14 protein-coding genes are annotated in these 21,115 nt (G+C 57.5%); 9 read left to right on the top strand and 5 right to left on the bottom strand.

The annotated features are described in order from the left end of the window. Positions 1 to 209: 209 nt before the first annotated feature. Together sctT and I6F28_RS16990 are read left to right on the top strand one after the other, a co-directional pair. The gene (gene sctT, locus I6F28_RS16995) at positions 210 to 1,025 is read left to right on the top strand and encodes a type III secretion system export apparatus subunit SctT (RefSeq protein WP_225129491.1); all 816 of its coding nucleotides are present in this window, start codon (positions 210 to 212) and stop codon (positions 1,023 to 1,025) included. After that, the gene (locus I6F28_RS16990; RefSeq protein WP_225129489.1) at positions 1,022 to 2,059 is read left to right on the top strand and encodes an EscU/YscU/HrcU family type III secretion system export apparatus switch protein; all 1,038 of its coding nucleotides are present in this window, start codon (positions 1,022 to 1,024) and stop codon (positions 2,057 to 2,059) included. Before sctT ends, I6F28_RS16990 begins: the two co-directional genes overlap by 4 nt. A 196-nt stretch (positions 2,060 to 2,255) precedes the next feature. On the opposite strand, the gene I6F28_RS16985 is transcribed toward I6F28_RS16990, so the two are convergent. Genes I6F28_RS16985 through I6F28_RS16975 form a run of 3 tightly spaced genes read right to left on the bottom strand, consistent with a single transcriptional unit; the run spans position 2,256 to position 5,071 of the window. Continuing rightward, on the bottom strand, positions 2,256 to 2,888 hold the full coding sequence (locus I6F28_RS16985; RefSeq protein WP_225129487.1) for a CpaD family pilus assembly lipoprotein: 633 nt from the start codon (positions 2,886 to 2,888) through the stop codon (positions 2,256 to 2,258). A 10-nt stretch (positions 2,889 to 2,898) separates the two neighbouring features. Then, positions 2,899 to 4,353, bottom strand: coding sequence for a type II and III secretion system protein family protein (locus I6F28_RS16980; RefSeq protein WP_225129485.1), 1,455 nt, complete (start codon positions 4,351 to 4,353; stop codon positions 2,899 to 2,901). Positions 4,354 to 4,381: 28 nt separating this feature from the next. After that, positions 4,382 to 5,071 carry a response regulator gene (locus I6F28_RS16975; RefSeq protein ID WP_225129483.1) on the bottom strand — a complete coding sequence of 230 codons (690 nt, stop codon included), beginning with the start codon at positions 5,069 to 5,071 and terminating at the stop codon, positions 4,382 to 4,384. 2,073 nt (positions 5,072 to 7,144) lie between these two features. Here I6F28_RS16975 and I6F28_RS16970 point away from each other — a divergent pair. Beyond that, positions 7,145 to 7,585, top strand: coding sequence for a VirK family protein (locus I6F28_RS16970; protein WP_225129481.1), 441 nt, complete (start codon positions 7,145 to 7,147; stop codon positions 7,583 to 7,585). A gap of 1,084 nt (positions 7,586 to 8,669) precedes the next feature. On the opposite strand, the gene I6F28_RS16965 is transcribed toward I6F28_RS16970, so the two are convergent. After that, positions 8,670 to 9,467, bottom strand: a complete 798-nt coding sequence (locus tag I6F28_RS16965; protein WP_225129480.1) for a hypothetical protein — start codon at positions 9,465 to 9,467, stop codon at positions 8,670 to 8,672. Positions 9,468 to 11,042: 1,575 nt separating this feature from the next. Between I6F28_RS16965 and I6F28_RS37775 the strand changes: the two genes are divergently transcribed. From I6F28_RS37775 to I6F28_RS16935, 6 genes are all read left to right on the top strand, one after another. Beyond that, complete coding sequence (locus I6F28_RS37775; protein ID WP_225129635.1) at positions 11,043 to 11,201, top strand: ABC transporter ATP-binding protein; 159 nt, start codon at positions 11,043 to 11,045, stop codon at positions 11,199 to 11,201. An 870-nt stretch (positions 11,202 to 12,071) separates the two neighbouring features. Then, complete coding sequence (locus I6F28_RS16955; RefSeq protein WP_225129478.1) at positions 12,072 to 13,553, top strand: pentapeptide repeat-containing protein; 1,482 nt, start codon at positions 12,072 to 12,074, stop codon at positions 13,551 to 13,553. A gap of 202 nt (positions 13,554 to 13,755) precedes the next feature. Beyond that, a complete protein-coding gene (locus I6F28_RS16950; RefSeq protein WP_225129476.1) occupies positions 13,756 to 14,637 on the top strand; it encodes a pantoate--beta-alanine ligase in 882 nt (293 codons plus the stop codon). A 332-nt stretch (positions 14,638 to 14,969) separates the two neighbouring features. After that, on the top strand, positions 14,970 to 16,211 hold the full coding sequence (locus I6F28_RS16945; RefSeq protein ID WP_306469169.1) for a cytochrome P450: 1,242 nt from the start codon (positions 14,970 to 14,972) through the stop codon (positions 16,209 to 16,211). Between the two features lie 278 nt (positions 16,212 to 16,489). Then, positions 16,490 to 16,843 carry a hypothetical protein gene (locus tag I6F28_RS16940; protein ID WP_225129472.1) on the top strand — a complete coding sequence of 118 codons (354 nt, stop codon included), beginning with the start codon at positions 16,490 to 16,492 and terminating at the stop codon, positions 16,841 to 16,843. 543 nt (positions 16,844 to 17,386) lie between these two features. After that, a complete protein-coding gene (locus I6F28_RS16935; RefSeq protein WP_225140379.1) occupies positions 17,387 to 19,600 on the top strand; it encodes a T3SS effector XopP-like protein in 2,214 nt (737 codons plus the stop codon). Positions 19,601 to 20,426: 826 nt separating this feature from the next. Here the strand turns inward: I6F28_RS16935 and I6F28_RS16930 are convergent. Next, positions 20,427 to 20,636: a hypothetical protein gene (locus I6F28_RS16930; RefSeq protein ID WP_225129470.1), complete on the bottom strand. Its 210-nt coding sequence runs from the start codon at positions 20,634 to 20,636 to the stop codon at positions 20,427 to 20,429. Positions 20,637 to 21,115: the final 479 nt, after the last annotated feature.

Raw genomic sequence — 21,115 nt, 5'->3', positions numbered from 1 at the left:
TTTCGCCGGTGCTCTCATCGAATGGTCATACCTCTGCGCCGGATGGCTGTAGTCATATGGATGGTTGAAGCCGAAGTCATCTGCCTTGTGGGAGACCTGTCGCTCTGCAACCGCTCGGACACGAGATCTGCAGAGTTCTTGACGTCTCACATCATGGCGACGTGAGTGCGACGGTTGCATTGGCTGAAGGAACGCCGAGCTGAGCTCAAATGGATGCCTTGTCACCTACCGAGACGCAAACTCTGATTCAGACTGCTGTCGAGTTCGTCGTTGCGGCCGGACTTGGTGGGGCCCGGGCCCTCGGCATTATGCTGGTTCTTCCGGTATTCACGCGACCGCACATTAGCGGGATTATCCGCGCAAGCGCGACGGTTGTGATTGGATTGCCTTGCTTGATGCAGATCAGGAACGGCTTGCAGACACTAGATCCGGGTACCCGTATGGTTGCGGTCTCGCTCCTCGGCTTGAAGGAGATATTTATCGGCCTGCTGTTCGGTTTTCTGCTTAGTATACCACTCTGGAGCATCCAGGCCGTTGGTGACATCATTGATACCCAGCGCGGCATCTCCAACCAGGTGGACGATCCTGCCACACGCAGTCAAGCCGCCCCGATGGGGCTCTTTCTCGGGACTGCCGCGGTTACGATCTTCGTTGTATCAGGAGGTCTGCAGACCATGGTCAGATGCCTCTATGGAAGTTATCTGATCTGGCCCGTATATCGGCTGCTACCGCCCCTGACCCACCACGGGGCAATGGAGTTTATCGGGCTTCTCGACCATATCATGCATACGACCCTCGTGGTCGCCGGGCCCGTGCTGGCTCTGCTGCTTCTGATCGACGTATCCCTCATGCTGCTCGGGCGCTTTGCGCCGCAAGTCAAGCTGAACGATCTCTCTTCGACCATCAAGAATGCCGCCTTTGGCATCATTATGGCCAGCTACGCCGTCTTCCTGATCGAATATATGGGAGCAGAGATCATTCGGTTCAACGGCGTGCTGGAGTGGCTCGAGAAGTTCTTGAAATGAACGACACGAGCGAAGAGAAAAACCTTCCACCAAGTCACAAGAAGCTGAGGGACGCGCGGAAGAAAGGGCAGAGCCCGCGGAGCGCCGACTTTGTTACCGCGGCAAGCCTTTGCGCTGGTTTCGGCTGCCTGTGCTTCAGGGCGGGCCCGATCGAAGACGGATGGCGCGAAGCCGTGCGGTTCACCGACAAGCTGCAGGAACAGCCCTTCAACAGTGCGGCCCGGCAGGCGTTGGTCGGATTGATGGACCTTTCTATAACAGCCGCGGCTCCCATCCTAGGTGCGGCGGTTGCTGCGGCGATTGTGGCCGGTGTCTTGGCCGGCGGCGGGCTGACGATTTCGGTTGAGCCGCTTAAACCCAGCTTTGAGAAATTGGACCCCGTCAAAGGGCTGAAGCGGATTGTCTCCCAGCGGTCGGTTGTCGAGCTTGGAAAGTCTATCGTCAAAGTTTTGGTTCTTGGCGCTACGTTCGTTTTCACTGTGCTCGCAAGTTGGAGGGCACTGGTATACTTGCCCGTGTGCGATTTGAGCTGCTTTGGTTTTGTCTTTAAAGAGCTCAAAGTGCTGATCGCGATTGCTGCCGGCGCTCTTCTGATTGGCGGCTTGGCCGATCTGCTCATTCAGCGTTGGTTGTTCTTGCGCGACATGCGCATGACGCAGAGCGAAGCCAAGCGCGAGTCCAAGGAACAGGATGGTAATCCGCAGATCAAGGGTGAACACCGCAGGCTCCGCCGGGAGTCGGCGAACGAGTCTCCGCTCGGCATTCATCGGGCGACAGTGATACTGACGGGGCGAGCGACATTGATTGGACTGCGCTACGTTCGGGGCGAGACCGGCGTCCCGGTACTGGTGTGCCGCGGCGAGGGCGAAACGGCTTCACAGTTACTGGCGGAGGCGCGCGCCCAACGTCTGAGCATTGTCGAGGATCATGTGTTGGCGCGTCAGCTGATCCGGAAGGGTGCGATGGGCAAGGCCGTTCCGATGGAGTGTTTCGAGAGGGTTGCAAAGGCAGTCTTTGCCGCCGGCCTAGTTTAGCGTCGCGCAAAACAGCGATGCGCTCAAATCTCTGGTCAACGACCCAACTGTCCCAGAACCTGATCGGCAAGCTGCACGATCCCAAGAAAAGGACCGGGCAAAGATTGGATTCCAGGAGGCTCGTCGGCCGATTCCAAGACTGATATGGACAAGAATGGCCAACCGATGTTCATGCTGCTCGGGTCTTACGAGCCGCTTATTGGATTTCTGGCGCAACCCTGCTATGCGTTTCATTCTCCAAATTGCTCCTGTTGCCCGCCGACGTGGCCCCAAGTGCGGTGAAGGGAAGCACTGCACGATCACCACTGGTCGGCATGACAGCGCCATTGCCTAACAAGTCGCCAGGTTCATTGACCATAACCGCAAGGTTATTCCGGACTGAGCAGCCAAGGGTTGGATTGAACGAATTGTCGTTCACTGTAGGAGCGACGATGGAGAGCGAGGGGCAGACCGGAGGATGGGCTTCGAAAGTGATCGCTTCAATCCTCCCCCCGGAACGAGCCGGCAAATCCACACGAGAAGCGGACAGGTGGATGTTGTAGGTGGCAACGCCCATGGCGCGAGCCTCGTGGGCCACCTGTGCAATGAGTCTGGGTGGGCCGATGACACGCACATGGAGGGCATCTCGCCGGCCGCGACTGGTCGCTGCAATAAAGCTTCGCAGCCGATGCCGTTCGGGGCCACGAAGGCTCTGCAGGAACAGCACGCTACTCTTCTGCTCGACCCGGATCTCTTGGTCAGCCGGCGCGGGCTGGATCGAGGCAGTATTTGCGCAGCCCCCCAATGTTGCTCCAATAACGATCGGGTAGCACAGATGTCGCAAAGTCATTTGGCGATCCTCATTCGATAATAAAGCCGGCGCTGCCGGTCAATCCTGGTGTGCTGGCGCGAGGCGCATCGCGATCTCGCGGCGGCCGGGCCACCGTGTTTGTCAAAATCCGCCCCGCATCTGAGGGCGGTGCGATGCGGTCGCTTGGCGCACTCATCTTGTTCGGGTTCGATGCGGGCCGTACGATGTAGGGCGTGACAATAATGACCAGCTCGGTTTCACGTTTTTGAAACGATGAGGAGCGAAAAAGCGCGCCCAGGATCGGCACATCGCCGAGCCAGGGAAACTCGCCGATATCAGTGTTGAAGTTGCGCCTGATGAGGCCGCCGATTGCAAAGCTCTGACCGCTGGCGAGCTCGACCACGGTGCTGGCCCGCCGAGTCGAGAGGGCAGGGACCGCCATGCCATTGATTTTGACCTCGCCTTCGCTCGACAATTCGCTGACTTCGGGCTTCACACGGACAATGATCTGATTATTGTTGAGAACCGTCGGAACGAACTCGAGGCTCACGCCGAACTGGCGAAATTGGACGGACACCTGCCGGTTGTCCTGCATCACCGGAATGGGGAATTCGCCGCCGGCGAGGAAGCTTGCGGCTTCGCCGGACATGGCCGTTAGATTCGGCTCAGCCAGGATTGAGGCGAGGTGCTCGCTCGCGAGAGCGTCGAGAACAGCGCTCAGGTTGGTATTGCCGGCGCTAAACCCAATCCCGATCGTGCCGCCGCCGCCGGCCGCGCCGGACCCGCCCCCTTTGCCGGTCACAAGGAAAGCGCCGTTTGGGCTCGAGGCCGTGAAGTTGATGTTGAGATCCTTGACGGCGCTGCGGGAGACTTCTGCCACCCGTACGCTGAGATTCACTTGCAATGAGCCGGCGACCTGGATCTTGTTGACAACCAGCGCGCCCGCACCAAGAAACTGCTCGGTGACCTTCCTGGCGGTCTCGACGACATCGGCACTAGGCGCCGTACCGCTAAGGATCGCGCCGCGCGGGGTATAGCTGACCTGAATTGGATAGTCGCCGACCTCGGCCTTAAGCGCGGCCCGCAGATCCTCGATCGGTTGGGTAACGACAACACGCAGCTCGGCGAGAGCCTCTCCGTTGTCGTTCAGGGCAAACAGGCTCGTCCGTCCGGCCTTTTTGCCAAACACGAAAATCGTGGTGTTCGATGGCGCCTGATAATCCGCAATCGCCGGGTCGGCTATAAAAATGCTCGCAGCCGGTCCGGTCAGATGAACTGTTTTACCCTGTGAGGAGGTTAGGTTGAGCGTGCCGGTGGTGCTGCCTGGCGCCGCGCGTGGCGGTTCTCCCTTGCCATCCCGCTTTGTCTGAGCTGTGACTGCAAGCGGAAATAGCAGAGCGACTGCGCACAGCACGTAGCAGAGGCGGGGAAAAGCGGCACACTGCAACCCGCTGGCGACCATCGACGGCTCATCAGCGCCGGCGGCATTGTTAATGACGTTCAAGGGAGTGTAGCTTTCAAGTTGGATCGGCTTAGGCAGCCGATGCTGCGCCAATGAGTTCAAGAGTGTAACCGACACCGCGCGCGGTCTTGATCCTTAGCGTTGCACCGGCCTGGCTCAAATGCGTGCGTAAGCGATAAATCCCGACTTCCAGCGCATTGGTCGAGACCTCGTCGTCAAATGCATACAAGCTATCTTCGAGCGATGCGCGCGGCACGGTACGGCCGGCGCGGTTGAGCAGATGTTCAAGAATGCACACTTCGCGGCGCGCAATTCTCAGTATTCGACCACCGACCGAGACCTGTCGCGCGATCGGATCGAAATGCAGATTCCCGAATGTCACTACCGGCGCCATCATCTGCGTTGACCGTCGCAAAATGGCCCGCATGCGAGCAATGAGTTCGTCGATAGACACGGGCTTGGGCAGAAAATCATCCGCGCCCGCATTGAAAATTGCAATCCGCCGTCCGAGATCATTGAGACTGCTCATCATCACCGCCGGCATTGACCGTCCCTCGCGCCGCAGCTGCTTCAGCCAGTCCAATCCGTCTCCATCGGGCAAATCCGTTTCGACCAGGACCATGTGGTAGTTCGCGCAATCGAGCGCGGCCGCCGCCTCATCCAGCGTGCGTGTCACGTCGACGGCGAAGCCGCAATTTAAGAGCGCTTCCTTCACGGCGCGGGCAAAGTCCGCATGATGATCAACCAGGAGAATTCGCATTTCATCGCCTCTCGTCCATCCACGTCAAGACCTGAGCGCGTCACGATTGACCATGGGCTCGATGGAACTGAGAGGCGGCTGGATTGGTGTGAATTTGAACAGCCCGAAACGAGAGGGCGGAACATGTTGACAGTCGATCCGTCTCTGCCGGTCCATTGTCGTCAGATGGACCACGGACCCCTCGGGGCTGCTTACGACCTCGGCGCCGCTCAACATGCCGCTCATGCGAGCAAGAGAGCTGATTCTGTTTGAACCGCGGCAGCTCGCTGACGCGTTCGCAGGCCGATCACAGCCGTTCTTGCGTGCACTGAGCCAACGCCTGCAGTGCGAATAGCGCCAGGCCGCGCAATCTTAACCAAAGCGCGGGAGACGATCGGATTTGTGACTGAACAGATGAGCGAAACCGACATTTGGAAACTTCCCCAATTCGTCTTGGTCTGCGGTCAGTCTTGCTGGGCTGTTGAGCCTGTCGTGTCGTGAAGTCACGACAATGCAAGTCTTTCCGCATTCGAAGACACATCACGCGACGCACCTGGCCAATGGCTTCACAGGCTGAGATGCTCGACGAAACGATCAATGCCCCTCCCGGTTTGAAGAACACCCTCTCGCAGCCGACTCTTTGCACGCAAGACGTCGACCGCCCTGAAGTTCCGTCGCGCCCGAGGTCCCCTCGTCCGCCGCAGCCCAGCGGAAGCTGCGAACGATCCAATCGAGCTCCTCGTGGTTGTCATCGCGCATAGATCCAGGTGACTACACCAGCACCATTTCGTCTTTCGGGGTGCACGGCGCCAGAATGTTCGGGTCTCGCCCAGTAAGGGCCAGATGGCGACCGCCAGCGTTCCGGAGAGGAGCAGTCCAGCAGCGTGAGGGACGGAGCGGCTTAGCATTGTGCTTTTGAGACGTTCGCAATTCTTGCTACCTGTCAGGAAGGGTACACGCGAGCTGGTTCTGTGTCGCGGGGCTGTCGGAAATCCTACAATCTGACGCTAGGTGAGATTCAAGTGCTTTGACCGCTGGTCGTAGCAGTGCTCTCGACCTCGCAAGCATTCTGAAACGATGGCGACCTCTGAAGCCAGACTATCGACCTGCGGAACGCTCGGCCCTCTCGCCAGGGTCATGAGCGTTTCGTCGGTCCAATAAGGCGTAGCTTGAGCCAAAGCCGATGACAGTGTGTGAAGGCAGTCGTCTTTGCTAGGCCTTAAGGCGTGACCTCACGGTCGTCAGAGATCTCATGCGTGTCAATCTAGCAAGGAGACGGTGGCGAGATGCCTCTATGTGACGCACAGGGACAGCTAACTTCTGGGATGCAGACGCCGGAGCGCGCAAGCCGATTTGACCGGAAAGGGACTGAAGAAGGAATCGATTGCCAAGGGACATTCTTGAATGCTGCCTCCATACATCACGAGAGATTATGGGGCTTTAGGCGCGATCGACAAAATCGATTGTTTTGATGGAACGCATCCAGGTAGCGAATAGCTTTGGAATGAGTCGAATAGATTCCGTCAACGACGCGAACGGTCAGCTGGACGGAAGCCGCGCGAAGCGACGGATCATAATAGGGTGCTACCTTGTGCCTTCCGACATTGGTGTTCGATCAGGCCGAGATCGGGTCCCCTGATTGAGCTTTTTCGGACCGCCGCGTCAGGTTCGCTCCACCACCTCATTGCGGACGCGTCATCTAGGGAGACGGTGCACAGCAAGGCGGACGAACTGGCGCTTGCGGCTGGTCGAATTTCTTTCCTGGATCGTCTCCTTATGCAGATGTGAGAACAGCATTCTCTCGCCCGTTAGGACTGCGACGGACAAGCGCAACCGGCTGCCGTTTTGTGGTTTCCAAGCGGAGGAGACGCTGCATCAAATCGTTCAAGTCGGCGCGCGAAGCTAAGTCACTCCAGCAAACCTGACCTACGAGGTTGTGATGTCGGAATAGCCATCACGGCGACTTGCGCCTCGTTGCGACAGGCTGCTTTTGTACCGGCGCGAGCGCGCGTGTGTCTGGAAGCAGACAAACGGCTTGCGAGCACGACGTCCTTAAAAGCGCAATCTGCGGTACTTATCGAGGGAGAAGAGCATATGAAGTTTACTGGCCGAGCACTACCGATCCTATTGTCCTTGCTTTCGGCCGCGAGCGTGAGCGCGCCGGCGAGAGCCGATGAGCCCTCGCCGAAATACACTGAGGTGCTCAGTGCCCTCCAGGCGGGGAAGAATGTAAAGCTCATACTGGACATGAGCCGCTGTACCACAGCGGAGGGTGTCAAGCCTGCGTCCGCGACGCAAGCCGGTCTGGTCATCACTGCCTTCAGGGTGACCGTCCATAACGGCATCAGCTTCGCCAATGCTCATCAAACGGTCGACAGCTCCGGGCATGCCGTGACCGAGTACATCCGCCATAGCCTTAGCCGCGAAGGCAAGCTGACGGTGCGAGCCTCGAAACTTGTCGTCGGGACCACCGAACTCGTGAACCAGGGAGAATTCATCTGCGAACTGCCGGATGGCGCAAAGTTCATCTGGTAACGAAGAGCACAGAGCAGGGGGCGCTTCGAAGACTTAATCCTTTCGTGCGGACACCTTCGCACGGATACCAATCCTTTCGATCGTCAGGAAAGATCAGAGTGTTTCTGACGGTCGTTTCGTCGGACGAGGATCAAGTTGTACGAACTTGCTGCTCAGGTAACTCATGAGGGCCGCCGATCTCCATTCCATCTCAGGGATTGGAAGGTCGGCGGTTCAGGTAGTCGTCTTATGGGCGGACCCAAGGCTCTCAGTTGAACGCTTCAGATGAGTTCGAAGGACGTCCTCACGGCTGCGGTTATCGTAAGAACATTATTCCCAAGTCGCTCCAGCCGCGGGCCCGCAATGATGACGACCTTAGGCCCGGGTGCGCTCTTATCTTTCATCCGCCTCTTTTTGGGATCCTTTCACCTGAAATCTCAGTACTGCCGAATGCAGCCACAAGGTGAATGAACGATCCCGCTTAAGATCATCTGGGCTGGCTGCTATGGGTTTGCTCACCGCTCGTAAACTGCGTTCGGGCGCAGATCTAAGCTCTCTGAGCAAACGATCCGTGGTTTCGAAAGCTTGAGCATCCGCCCGAGGTGCCGACGAGCACCTCGTTCAGCCAAATTGCGGCCAACGGAAGAGAAGAGCGCGGCCGTCGGTTGGGCTGATTTCGTTGTATCGATCCATGCTGCGGTCGGCGGGCATGACTACCTCGTTCTATCGCTACTCATGTTAGCTTCGCAAAACCTGACCTGGCCAGACGGAAAGCTAAAGTGAATAATGATCGGCACGGGCCCTTCCAACCCGAGGATAAGTGGGCGAACTTTAGAGACCATACAGGTTTGGGCTGAAACTCTCATTCCAAGCGCGGAACGCGGCCGGTCGCCCGCGCTGGCCAGTTGGACCGGAGTATTATTGGTAGCGCGAAACGCTGCGTTCGATGTTTCCGAGCGCCGGAAAAGGCAAATCACCCTTTCCGTAGCCCGTACCTCAGCCTTTTGTTCCTGACTTTCTATATGGATTAGATGCGCTAGCGGTCCGATAGTCGTCCAAGTTTCCGCCCAGAAATAGTACCTCACGCTCTCAGTCGGGGTATCACTCATCCATGCCAGAGCGGGTTCATCATTCTCAGTCCGTCCTCGAGAATACTGACGATCTCTTCCGCCGTCCAAGTTGTGACCCTCGGCACCGTGTAGGTGTGCAACTCATTCGCGTTTTCCGCGATGACTTTGGCGCCATACTCGTTGTCATCGTCCGGCGAAAGGAGCAGTTGTGAGGCCTCCTCTGACAGCGACACAAAAGGCGAACAACTGGTATCGCCCCTCACGTGCTCTGCCGCTGCGCGACCCAGATCAAGTCGTTGGCCTCCCCAGATATTCCAAGGGGCGGCGTCGTAACGCAAAGCCGCCATGGAACGCAAATGGGCCATCGCGCTTAGACGGTCCAACGCATGTGGTTTGCAATGACTGGCGTGGTTTTGAAAGCGCTGCAGCTCCAGGTATGATGATACCATCACGTCGTCGTAAACGCGGCCAATATCGACGCGGTCGACTGACGATCCACTCACTCGTGACCATTTTGCTGATCTTTGCGCAGCGAGTTCGATTTCTCTTCTGAGTTCCGCAATGTTCGCGCACGTCAGCGTTGCGGCAAGTTGAGCGCGCGTTCTGACAAAGGATGGAGCCGTGCACCGTTCATTCTCCAGTATAGCTTGCGCTCTCTTGTTACCATCCGTTACCGTCCGGTTCGATCCAGCCACGGGTGAAGCCGATGCTGCGAGGATTGGCTGAGACTCTTTAAGCCGCTGCTCAAAGTCTGCTTGCGCTGTCTCTTCCTGTCGCGGCTCGAGGTGATGCATCCGAGCCTCGGATCGGTTGACGTCCTCAAATGGGTCCATGCCCTTCTCCCTTTGGTAGCCTTGTCAATATCATTCGTACGAAGTTGATCCGATAAGGATCAGAAACCGCGACCCGCGCAATGTCGATAAAACACACCGAGGCTGTTCTCGAGCGGATCGGTGTGTTGAGGGCGTGCGGGCCGGACTGACCGGGGATCCAAGTCATTCTTCTGTTCCAGAGTTTGGGCCATCAAGTCGGCCTCCTGTCCGGACAAAGTCTTGCCATGCTAGAAGGGTTAGCTGTCGAACACCTGACCAGCCTCATTGAAGAAAATTCGGGGCCCTTCCGACTATGCCAGCGAGCCTGTTGTTCATTGCAGAGCGGAGTTTGGAGATGGGGCCATCGTCGGTATCCGCTCCACGGCAGCGCCGTGTGAAGGTCCGGCAGAAGCAGCGCGGCGGAAGCGCGGCTATCGGTGGGCTTGAGCGGCGTGGAGAAGTATGCCTGGGCCAGCTTGCATCGGCTCCCAGTGGAGCTCCTTTAAATGCTCGTCAAGATGCTAGCTGTGGTCCGAACAGCTTAGTCTGGCCGCAGCCGTCGGGCTCGTGTCCGGGCTGGGATGGCTGAAGCTCATTGTCCTCTGTCGGGACCGCTGATGCGGGGCCTTGCGTCGGTACGCGGGGCGCTGGCCGTAAAACAAGAGCCGGGCGTGCGGCTCCGATCCAGGCATCCGCAACACACGGTTAGTGGCTTAACTCGCAACGTTAACAGGCTGTGCGGCCGCGAGACGTTGAACTGCCAACCAGACGTGGCTGGGGCCACAAACGATTCGGGTGTATAAAGAACGTGGCGGCAAGGACTGGCGCTCGGGCGCCTCAGTTCGGAAAAGAAAAATGGGGCGTTGACGCTTGCAGCCGATGCGCCACACAATGCACCACAACGTTAGTCGCGCCTTATAAACATCTCGCCGCGCAAGCCGTTGGTGTGACCTGCAGGCGCAGCTGAACAAAAAGACCTAGGGCAATCTCGCGGTCGGTCGTATCGGCCCCTCCTTCCTCCGAGCCCGGCGCGTTTCCGGTCAAAGTAGCGATAGATACCAGGCACCGACGCATGAAAATTTGACAAGCATCAGTCTTCCTGGGTTGATCCAAAGCCGGGATGGCCGAAGGAAGCGGCTCTTGGCGCTCGCGGGTTGCACTCCTGTTGCTAATGGCAGGACGGTGATGGCTTAGGTCAGAACGCCGGGGGTGCGGTCGGCCAAATCTGTCGTGTGTTCTCGAGCGCATCAATTCATGTTCCTCGCTTTGAGCCGGCGCCGAGCCTGATCAGAGACCATTTGGGCTAAGCGATGGACAGATAGACGTCGCAATAGAAGGGATGCCAACAGACGATAGTAGATTGAAATACTCAACTATTGCGTTTGCGTGGTTTCGACCTGTAAAGATCCTCTATCGATCCTTGCTCGCTCGCTCGCGAGTCCAAACGTTCCGATCGCGAATGGGCATCAGAACTCCTTCCTGAGAAGCAGCTGGCTTGTTGATGAATTCTGGAGCGCCGACCACCTCGGCATAAGTTATCTCTTTATCTCGCATGATCTTAGTGTTGTTCGTCATATCAGCGATCGCGTCATAGTTATGCGCCGGGGGAGAATCGTCGATAGTGGCCCCACTGAAGAGATATTTCGTAATCCACTGTCTGAATATACCAAGAGCCTTATCGCCGCCATGCCGCGTCTTGTGCGCGAGCAAGAGATAGGTCAGTTATCTACGATCCTCGAAGAAGGCATCGCGTGAATGCCTTCGAATTCGATCCTCTACGGGCATTCGCCTTGCGCGCCGATTTGGTGACGATTGCGCGCTCGATCATCGCTCGACGAGGACAGCTGTGGCCCGGGCTCCCATTTAGATGGACCGGCGGGCGCGCGGAGCAGGACTAGCCGAGTTCGAACACTCGCTAACCGTGAGGTCGGCGATCCGCAAGTGTTGCATTGCAAGTCATCGATGGGTGCCCGCAAGGATTCGCGGCTCTTGCTCTCCGGCAAACGAGCTCGGAATTGTCGCTTTCACGATAGCCTTGCGATGATGGTGCGGTCTCTGACAATGAGACCGTGTTTGTCAGGTTCAAAACATTCGGCGTCAATATCGATTTCATGACGCCTACTCAGCCATTAATACGACTGATGCGGCTGGCACGGTCATTGCTATCAAATTGATGTAATGCCGAGGAAAGGCTGAGAGCAGCGCTGTGAATGGTCACGTTTCAGCCGGCAAGCCGTGGGTCCATTTCTGAAAAAGAAGCAAGACCTTGAATTCTTCGCATTCGGTTTGATGGAGAGCGATGTGGATTTGCCTATAAGAGCTGACGAGCCAAATCGCAACTTCTGGACATATCGGCACTGTCAAACGACCGTTGCGCTGCCAGCGTTAGCCGGTCTCGGTAAACAATGGCAGCGAGCGGCAGTGGGGACGCAAGACGAGAATTCGGCTGACGTGCTCAAGCGTGCCGGCTGCGGAGGCCACCGACACAATAGGTGTCTCACCGACGCATCTTGTCGCCATTTCGCCGACGAGTTCGCCACAAATCGCATAGCGTAACTCCAAGGACTACCAAAAAAGAGGTCAATAACAGGCCCCCCCTAATCCGGGCAATACGGAATCGTCGACATGTCGCAAACAATCGGCGCTGATAGCGAGTGCACCGCGAATGAAGGGGCAGAGCACTGGTCAGAGTCGAAAAACAAACTTTCATCAGATGGCGAGTTTGTTCGGTACTGGAGCCGAGCTGCCGATCGGCTGCGCGCAGTGGCCGCTGTCGGGAGGCGAACCGAGGAGGCGATCAGAATGACTGGAATTGGTTTGCAGCTATCCTCCGAGAACTTTAACGGTCACGACCTGTCAGATTTCCCGTTGCGACGCTGTACCCTCAATCGTGCGCAGCTCTACGGAGCAAAGTTGGATCGGGCAGACCTTTCTGGGGCAAACCTTATCTGCCCAGGGCTAGAGAGGGCAAGTTTCCGCGGGGCCAAGCTCGATTTTGCGTATATGCACGCGATTGCAGCGCAGGTCTGCAATTTCGATGATGCCAGTCTGCGCAGTGTAATTGATGCAACCGGAAGTCTGTTTCACGGTTGCAGCATGAAAAGGACACGCTTTGACAACGCGATGCTAAGCGGACTTCTCATTTACCAGTGCGACGCGAGTGATGCTGTATTTGATGGCGCGGAATTACAGGGTTCGACCATCAATGAATGCTTCCTTCCTTCCGCTTCCTTCCGCTTTGCCAAGCTGAGCCAAGTCACGATCACGAAAGCGCACCTGGCGGCTTGCTCGTTCTTCCAGTCAAAGGGGGACTGTTTATCGATCTTGCGTCCCACCTCGGTCGACGGTCTCACCCTAGAAGGCGCTCATCTTCCGTATCTGAGACTCTCAAAGGTGAGCGGCCGCATTGCGGCGAGGGCTCTGAGCGCTCCCTTCGCTGATGTTCACCTGTCAAATCTTTCAAGTGCGGAGCTTGAGCAGGCAGACTTGACCAAGGCGCGGCTTCTGTCCGTAAGCTTGTCCAACGCGAACCTAATCGGTGCTGTGTTGGACGGTGCCTCTATTCATTCCTGTCAGCTCGATGGAGCGGACCTGTCTCGGGCATCAGGCGAAAGCATTTCGATTACAGAGAGCACAATGCGAGCCTCCAAATTGACGGGCTTTCGTGGCCGCTGTGCCTTTGTGCGCGACTGCGATCTTGAATATGCCGACTTATCCCAGGCTTACCTCTACAGGTCGATGATGACCGGTGATCCCCCGCAATCAATGGCATTGGATCACGCAAATCTCGAAGGATCCAATCTCGTTCAGGCATATCTCGCCGCGGGAATGACCGACACCAACCTGGAGGCAACGCGCGTCGCATACGTTCGCATGAACCAATCGTCCTTGCGCGACGCGAATCTGAGTGGGATATCGCCGTTCCAGGCCAGCTTCGTAAAGGTCGACTTTTCGGGCGCTAAGATAACCACATTCGAGCCACCGTTTTTTGCCGACCGATGTCCGGGACTGCAGACCGCTTTGAAGGCTGATCAGCCGCGCGAGTCATCAAGCTATCTGGCTGAATTCTCATCGTTGATCAGACGTGGTCGAGAAGGCTCGACCTGACGGCTTTGGAAATCGCAAAATAGAAGGGCGTACAATGTCGGTGAGCTTAGAGCAGCTTGGTGCGGTGGTCCGAGCTGTGAGCGGGCGTTAAAGCTCTTTGGGGCTCGGAGGCGTGCGCGGCCAATACGACACCAGGGCCTACCTTCTGCGATCCGACCGATCAGACCACTCTTTCGGGGTCCAAAAGAACTGGAGTAAGAAAATGCATCTGGGATGTCTTTCCGCAGGCAAAGCGTTCATCCGGGAGGTGGCGAGAACAGGTCAGAGTATTGGGACGGTACACACCCTAGGCGCCCTGCATCATGGGCATGCAGAACTGATCAGAAGAGCGGCATCGGAGAATGACGTCGCGATTGTCACAGTCTACCCGAACAAGACTCAGCTTAGACCAGGTGGGAGCTACGATTTCGATTTGGACGCTGATATTGGACTTGCCCTACGTGCGGGAGCAACTGCCGTGATTTCCTCGAACGACACCGAAATGTTCCCGCCTGGCTATCGAACGTTCGTATCGCAAGGCGACTATCATTTGCGTTTAGATGGGCCTGAGGCTTACTTGAAGGAAGCCGTTACGGGGGCAATCCGCTGGATTTGTTATGCGCGACCAACTCGCAGCTACTTCGGTCTCAAGGATATCGGTCAGGCGATCCTGGTGAAGCGCGCTGTCGCAGACTTGCTTCTTGATTGTGAGATACGATTTGTGCCGACCGTGAGATACAGGAACGGAGTTCCCATTTCGTCGCGCTTGCGAAGATTTAGCCGATCCGAGCTTGATGAGCTTTCGTGTCTCTTCACGGCCCTCAACCATTCGAGAAAAGAGATCGCCCAAGGGGCGTCGAGCGTCAAGGATCTTGTCGCGTCGGCTACAACTCAAATAGCGTTCCGACAGTTTAAACTCGATTTTGTTCGCATTGTTGGCGCTGATAGCTTCGCAGACCTGGAGCAGGTCAAGCTCCCCTTCATAATTGTTGCAGCGGCAACGGCTCATGGCCTCAGGGTCTTCGATAATATCTACGTTCCGGATCAGGATACACTCCTGAATGGTGCTCCGGATATCTGGATCGATCTACCTGAAAAGTCCTAGCCAGACGATTATGAATGTCGTGATTTTGACAAAAGTAGTCACTCCGGCCGCGCCTGAACGCAGCGCCTACGTTATGACTGTGCATTCCGCTTTGCGCTGCCCAAGCGCACAGCCATCGTCCCACCAGCGGTGAAGCTCTCACGATCCACTGAGTAGATCAACTTGAAAAGTCAATCCATACCGAACTGCCCAATATGGTAGGGTCGGCTAGCCGCACGTTGAGATAGTCTGCTCGAGCGGCGCGTCGCAGCCAAACGTCACGGCAGCTCGAAAACGGTGAATCGCGACCTTTGGATCCGTAAGCTCTCGAGAGCAGAATCTGCGGAGATGATATGGAAAGGCGATTGGAAGATTATAGAGCTGACGACGCGTGTGTTGTCCCGCTAAGAAATCTGGATGTAAGCGAGGCCAAGCGCTTCCAAGACGACAGCATATGGGGGTGCTTCGAGCGGTTGCGAAGGGAAGATCCCGTTCACTACTGTCAAGACAGCCCTCATGGCCCATATTGGTCCCTGACGAAATACCGGGATATCGTAGCGGTAGACACAAACCACAAAGCATTCTCGTCAGAGCAAGGTGTCACTATTGTTGACGTGCCTGCCGAGCACTGGACCCAGAGTTTCATCAAGATGGGACCTCCTCAGCACGCCGAGCAGCGTAATACCGTGGGTCCAATAGTCGGACCGGAAAGCTTGGCGAAACTCGAAATCTTGATCCGCTCTCGGGTCAGGGCGATTCTAGACGGCTTGCCGCGCAATGATGCCTTCAATTGGGTGGAGATGGTCTCCATCGAGTTGACGACGCAGATGCTCGCCACGTTGTTCGACTTTCCATTTGAGGATCGGCGACTCCTGACCTATTGGTCAGACGTAGCTGTTGGAACTCCGAAAGCAGGGCATGCGATCGACAGCTGGGATAAGCGAAGCACAATCTTATCCGAGTGCCTGGATTATTTCACACGGCTTTGGAACGAGCGCATCAATGCCGAGCCGCGCCTCGATCTGATTTCCTTGATGGCGCATTCGCCCGCCACACGCCATATGGAGCCGAATGAGTTTCTCGGGAATCTGATTCTGCTGATCGTTGGGGGGAATGACACCACGCGCAACTCGATTACCGGCGGCCTCCTGTTCATGAGTCAGCACCCCTCCGAACTGAGAAAACTAACCGACAATCCCAAGCTGGTCTGGAGTGCCGTGTCCGAGATTATTCGATACCAGACGCCGATCGCACATATGCGCCGCACCGCCGCGACCGATAGCATCGTAGGCGGGAAGCAGATCAGGAAGGGCGACAAGGTCGTCATGTGGTACATCTCCGGCAACCGAGACCAAGAGATCATTGAGAACGCCAACAGTTTCGTCATCGACCGCAAGAATGTACGGCAGCATCTCTCGTTCGGATTTGGTATCCATCGCTGTCTTGGTCGACATCTTGCGGAACTGCAGTTGAGAGTCCTCTGGGAAGAGATTTTGGGTGCGGGACTGGAGGTCAAGGTTGTCGGCGAACCCGAGCGAATTGCGTCCAACTTCGTGCACGGCTATTCCGCTCTCCCCGTGCGGATTGCAGCCTAGGCCCTGGTCGCTCCCGGTCTGGCAGCCGGCACGCGGTGGGGTGGGCCGTCCTGAACCATCTTCGCTTCTGCAAGCAGCGAAGATGGTTTGGTCGGCGCGAAACAATGGCTGCATGTAGGAATCTATATCAGCCGGGCAGATGTTCGAAGTACACGTGAGGAGCGATAGTGTAGCGCGCGGACGACTTGCAAAGCGCCTGACGCCGAAAAGCCAACCGCCACGGTAACTCCGATGCCGCGTCTCCGGGCTGCCTTGGGTAGCCGGGACCGCAGAGGCTGATGAATTTGATGTTGAAGATTGTAGCGGTGGCAGCGATTTTCCTTGGAGAAGCGCTTTCGATATTCGCCGAGCTGATTGCCTCACGGCAATTTGGAAAGGCCGGCGGTGATCTGGCAATGCTGTTGCCGATGTTTCTCCTGATATCGTTCGGCGGCATCCTCCTCGTGTTCGGATACGCGCTGGGCTACATGCATCTGAAGAATATCTGGATCATTGTCGCGATATCGATGGGAGCGATTCTGGTAGTGGAACCGATGCTCACCCTCCTGCTCTTTAGAGACGTGCCGACAGCCGGTTCGTTGATAGGCTTGATGTTCGGTGCGATTGGTACCCTCGCTGCCATATTTCTATGAGTGTGATTTAACCGGCCTGGGCGCGGCCCGGCTTTGGCGAGATGTAGTTTGAAGGCTGCGCAACGTCGATTCTGCTCAGTTCGGACCTGGAGAATGTTGTTGCTGATGGCCTCCGGCGTCTCGCCACGCCCGTGTATGGCTGGTGACTTGGTAAGCTCTTCGGTCGAAGTCTGTTTGCTGGATAGCGGGACGCGTGTTGCGAGCGCAGGTCTGCCGATAGACATACGCTAGCCATTCCTGCTTGGCCAAAATTGCCGTCCAGGAGGCGGTTGGGGATGACTTGGCCCAGTTCGCGTGCACCGAGGCACCGCATTGGGGCGGGACTATCTCGCGGGCAGGGCAGGTCGGGCCCCGGTCACGTCCTAGCTGATCACGCCGGCACTGATGCGGCTCGTTCAGCAACACGAGGAGCTGCGATGGAAGTCGAACACAAGGCGAGATCTTCTTTCTTGTGCATCCAGATGAATGCTCTTGGTCAGCTAGTCGTCAGCTGGGGGGCCTATCCAGACAGGCTGCGCACTCTCGACTATTCGGAGATGAAGTATGAAAGGTATTGGCCGAGCTGATTCATCACAGGGTGAGGCGGCGGGAGCCGACAGCGCCGGGGAATTGAGCCGTTCGAGCCTGGAGCCTGGTCTCTTCCCTGGGGAACGCGGTCAATCCTTCGATGCCGTCCTGGAGCGGATGCGCTCCGGGCCTCAAGACAGAACTGCGGCTTCAGATATGGCGGCGCCAACGCGCAACGAGATCAAGGCGGCAAAGCGAAACTTGGACAGCCTGCTTGAGAAGTTTGAAGCTTGCCGTCGAGCGGCCACGCAACGCTGCAACTTGGAAAAGGCGCAAGAGCTGATCGATCGAGTGGTCGAAGCAGGCTCAGCAGTTCTGGAGCATTACGCGAATCTGCCTGCCAATTTGGCGCGTCGTATCCTGCCTGACGATCAGGCTCGCCGGCTCCGCGACGACACGCTGGATGCGGGGAACCAATGTAACAAAGCGGCCACCCATATCATTTACCAACTTGAGAACAGGAGAGAGCAAGCAGCAGCCCTGCTCGACCATGTCAAAGACACCGCTCCGCCCGAGCAGCTGAGCCGCGTCGTTGCGGGCGTCGCCAACCAATATGCTGCCTGCATGGAGTGGTGGGGAAAGAAGGCGCTGCGCTTCGAGCGGATGCAGTCAGTCTGTGCGGCTACTGCCCACTTGCCAAGCAGCACGCCCGAGATGCGCAAGGCCGAAGAGGCGGAACTCAGGCTCAATACAGGCTGGGCGCTCACTACCAAGTGTATGTATCTGCAATCGCGGATCGCTCTCGCGCAGCTCTTGATTGAGTCGCAAGCGAGCACGTTAGCACCAGAGGCGCGAGCCGCCCTCATGGACGAGAGCGGGAGGGTGCGTCTGCTCGGGACTTTTGTTGGAGATGTTTTTCCGGCATTTGTTTCGACGGGCGACGCCGTTCGCGGAGGAGCGGTGCTCGACGCCGAGCACCGCGCCGTTCTGGAAGGAGTGATGGAACGGCTTTCGGAATTTGCATCCCAACTGAGGGGCATGCTTGCCCCCCTGAGGGAGGCTGGAACGCAAGCTGACCTTCCTTTGCAGTTGCTTGGCGAGATCGTGGACGGTGCGTGGGTGACGGCGAACGACGTCATGCGGCTGCTGGCATTGCAGCCAAAGACGGAAGTGACGATTGAACCGCCGGCTTGGGCTGCGCTGCCAGAAAACACTGCCCTGGTGGGTGAAGGCACTCCAGTGCGCAGAAAGGGCAAAGCAAGGCGCGGAGCAGCCGCAGGCGAGGGGAGTTCGACGGCCAGCCCGCCTGCGGCGCAACTCGCCAGGCCCGATGTCACGACGGCCCCCACGGGCAAGGTCATCGTGCTCTCGGATCTCGGTACAAAGAAACTCGCCACGCCGGAGGAGGCAGCTGCGTCATCCTCTGCGACCGATCACCTCCAGATGTGGCAGGCTCCGCCCTCCAGGAAGGCACTGCCGGGATTACTTGAGCGATTGGACGAGCTGCTGCAGTTCGATCTGCGGGCTCAGCAAAGCGCCGTCTCGCAAGCGCGCCAGATGAAGCCCGAGGACGCCGAACATGTCCTGAATCGCGTGATCAAGCGCTTGCAGACGCAGTCCTCCGAGATTGAGGCCTGTGTAGTCGCGCTGGAGGAGCCTCGCCGACGGGGCATGCTCACGGCTGCGCAGGTGCCCGAAGTGCACGAAAAGATAGTCCGGCTTCAAAGGATGGGGTCCGAGGTTCAGGGGCAGGCAAAGTCATTGAGCGCGCGAAAGGCAGCAATCACGAGCGATTGCATGAAGACCTATGCGTTTCCATCGCAGAAATACCTTGCACAGTTGCGGGCAGCGGGGGAACTGGCGTCAGTGGATCCACCTCGCGCCTTGAAGGGAGAGCCAGGGACGCTGTTCGAAATCAAGCTACAGCCCATGGCGCTGAGCAATGGCGGGACGCCAAGGCCGATGTGGGTACACATCCATACCAAGCGGCCGGTACATGCCTGGCAATTGGCAACGCTGGGCGATCGCGAATTCGCCGCTAGCCACGTGAAGTCTGACGAACAGCGCGGCTACAATCAGCACTGGCAGAACGCTCGAGCCGCCGAGGGGCACGAGAACGTCGTGGTCCACCGCGGCAAGCTTACTCCTGCGTTCTGTAGGTCCTTGTTGAGCACCGCCGCTGGCCAGCCGTGGCAGCCCCTTCCCGACCCGGAGCACGCTTCAGCTCAGATGGCTCGACTGGGGATCTAGTGAGCTGGTTGTCTTGCGGCGGTGAGCCGTCGGCGTGAGTTCATGCCTTTCGGACCGGCTCGGCGGATTGCCTGAGCTGCGCTGAGCGTCGTCGGGCTCCAGCTCACAGAAGGCTGGAGCCTGGGAGAGAACACTGCTTACGGGAGGGGTATCGGCTGGCGATCCGGAGGATGGTGGGTCGTCGTACAAGCAAGCTGCCATTCTCTGCTGTGGCGAACATCGGCGCTCGGACGAGAAGCTGGGCCGCTGACTATTGCAGGCGGGAGATATACCAGATGCTGGCGGCGATACGCCCGGTGTCACAGTGCTTTCACCAGCCTGCCCGCGGCGAACTGGCGCGCAAACTCTTCGGGCGAGCTTCAACGGATCGCGGATGGTCCGGATGTACGGGAGCTGAGCGTCCCGGCCGCTTTGACGAATCAAACCGGGCGGTGCACAACAACGCCGCCTGTTTGCTACTCTAGCATCAGCCTACGACGGCCCCAGCATCACGCCTCCTTGGCCCCCCAAAAGATGCTGGGCTTGTCGTTCTTCGTTGAGCGTCTCAATCCGAGTAAGTCGGAGCTTCTTCGTTTCAACTGCAATGGCGCCGGGCGCCGCGGAGACAATTTCAGTACACCGGCGTATGGTCAGTCATTTCCCTGCTTTTTTCACTCGCCGCCACGAGTGAGCAACGGTGGCACCGTCGGAAGAGCAGGCTGCGCCGCACGATCAGCTTGGTGGGACTGTTCATTGTGTCATGGCGCGAGCTCGCGACAGCAATCCGTAAGACGGGCCTGGCCGAGCTTTTACAGCTGGATGCCGTGCTCCCTAAGCACCCGGTGCATCACCTCGCTTTTGATCTCGCAGGCGATCTCGTTGACGATTTAACCTCGGCATCGTCCGTCAGACCCGCTTCGGCCAGCCGTTGCTTCAGCCAAATTTGAAACTCGTCGCCCATCGCATCGATGAGCCGATCGTCGATTGCTGCATACTTATCCATTCGGTCAATAGATCTGATCAAGAAAATCAATTTTACCGCTTGCAACGTGGTCATATAGACCCTCGAGGGCGGCTGGGGCTAACCTAGGGAAGCGATATCTCGAATGAAAAAGTCTGTGTTAGTGACCGCGAGCGCCCTCGCGCTTGCAACGGCGGTAATGCCTCCTTTTGCTGCAAACGTTGCCGCGCAGCCGGTTGCGGCGAGTGCGCCGGTAGCCGATACATCATATCCTGAGTGCGTGGATGACCCGTTGAATGGTATCTGCGATCTGTTTTTTTGCTTGACGGATCCCTCGTGCGTCCAGCACTGACAGCGGGAAACATATCAAGCAGAGATGAGGATTGACCCTCGTGCGGCCGCTGCTCCGACAGCGGCCGCATCCTCATGCCGTACTTGCGCTAGTAGATAGTACAAGCCGCGCCTTCTTGTTCTCTAAACGACGATCAGAGTGACGGCTCACTTACAGCCTTTCGGTGACATCCGCCGATCGTGCAACTGCCGCATCGGCCAAGATCGGGTAAATGGGGAAAAGT

The organism is Bradyrhizobium sp. NBAIM14 (assembly GCF_020193895.1).
GTDB classification, from domain to species: Bacteria; Pseudomonadota; Alphaproteobacteria; order Rhizobiales; family Xanthobacteraceae; genus Bradyrhizobium; species Bradyrhizobium yuanmingense.
This window is presented reverse-complemented; position numbering and strand designations above follow the sequence as displayed.

Coding starts and splice junctions, on each gene's coding strand:
- I6F28_RS16945 (WP_306469169.1), top strand. CDS start 14,970: ATGGAAAGGCGATTGGAAGATTATAGAGCTGACGACGCGTGTGTTGTC.
- I6F28_RS16940 (WP_225129472.1), top strand. CDS start 16,490: ATGAATTTGATGTTGAAGATTGTAGCGGTGGCAGCGATTTTCCTTGGA.
- I6F28_RS16975 (WP_225129483.1), bottom strand. CDS start 5,071: ATGCGAATTCTCCTGGTTGATCATCATGCGGACTTTGCCCGCGCCGTG.
- I6F28_RS16990 (WP_225129489.1), top strand. CDS start 1,022: ATGAACGACACGAGCGAAGAGAAAAACCTTCCACCAAGTCACAAGAAG.
- I6F28_RS16930 (WP_225129470.1), bottom strand. CDS start 20,636: ATGACCACGTTGCAAGCGGTAAAATTGATTTTCTTGATCAGATCTATT.
- I6F28_RS16970 (WP_225129481.1), top strand. CDS start 7,145: ATGAAGTTTACTGGCCGAGCACTACCGATCCTATTGTCCTTGCTTTCG.
- I6F28_RS16955 (WP_225129478.1), top strand. CDS start 12,072: ATGTCGCAAACAATCGGCGCTGATAGCGAGTGCACCGCGAATGAAGGG.
- I6F28_RS16950 (WP_225129476.1), top strand. CDS start 13,756: ATGCATCTGGGATGTCTTTCCGCAGGCAAAGCGTTCATCCGGGAGGTG.
- sctT (WP_225129491.1), top strand. CDS start 210: ATGGATGCCTTGTCACCTACCGAGACGCAAACTCTGATTCAGACTGCT.
- I6F28_RS37775 (WP_225129635.1), top strand. CDS start 11,043: ATGCGCCGGGGGAGAATCGTCGATAGTGGCCCCACTGAAGAGATATTT.
- I6F28_RS16965 (WP_225129480.1), bottom strand. CDS start 9,467: ATGGACCCATTTGAGGACGTCAACCGATCCGAGGCTCGGATGCATCAC.
- I6F28_RS16985 (WP_225129487.1), bottom strand. CDS start 2,888: ATGACTTTGCGACATCTGTGCTACCCGATCGTTATTGGAGCAACATTG.
- I6F28_RS16935 (WP_225140379.1), top strand. CDS start 17,387: ATGAAAGGTATTGGCCGAGCTGATTCATCACAGGGTGAGGCGGCGGGA.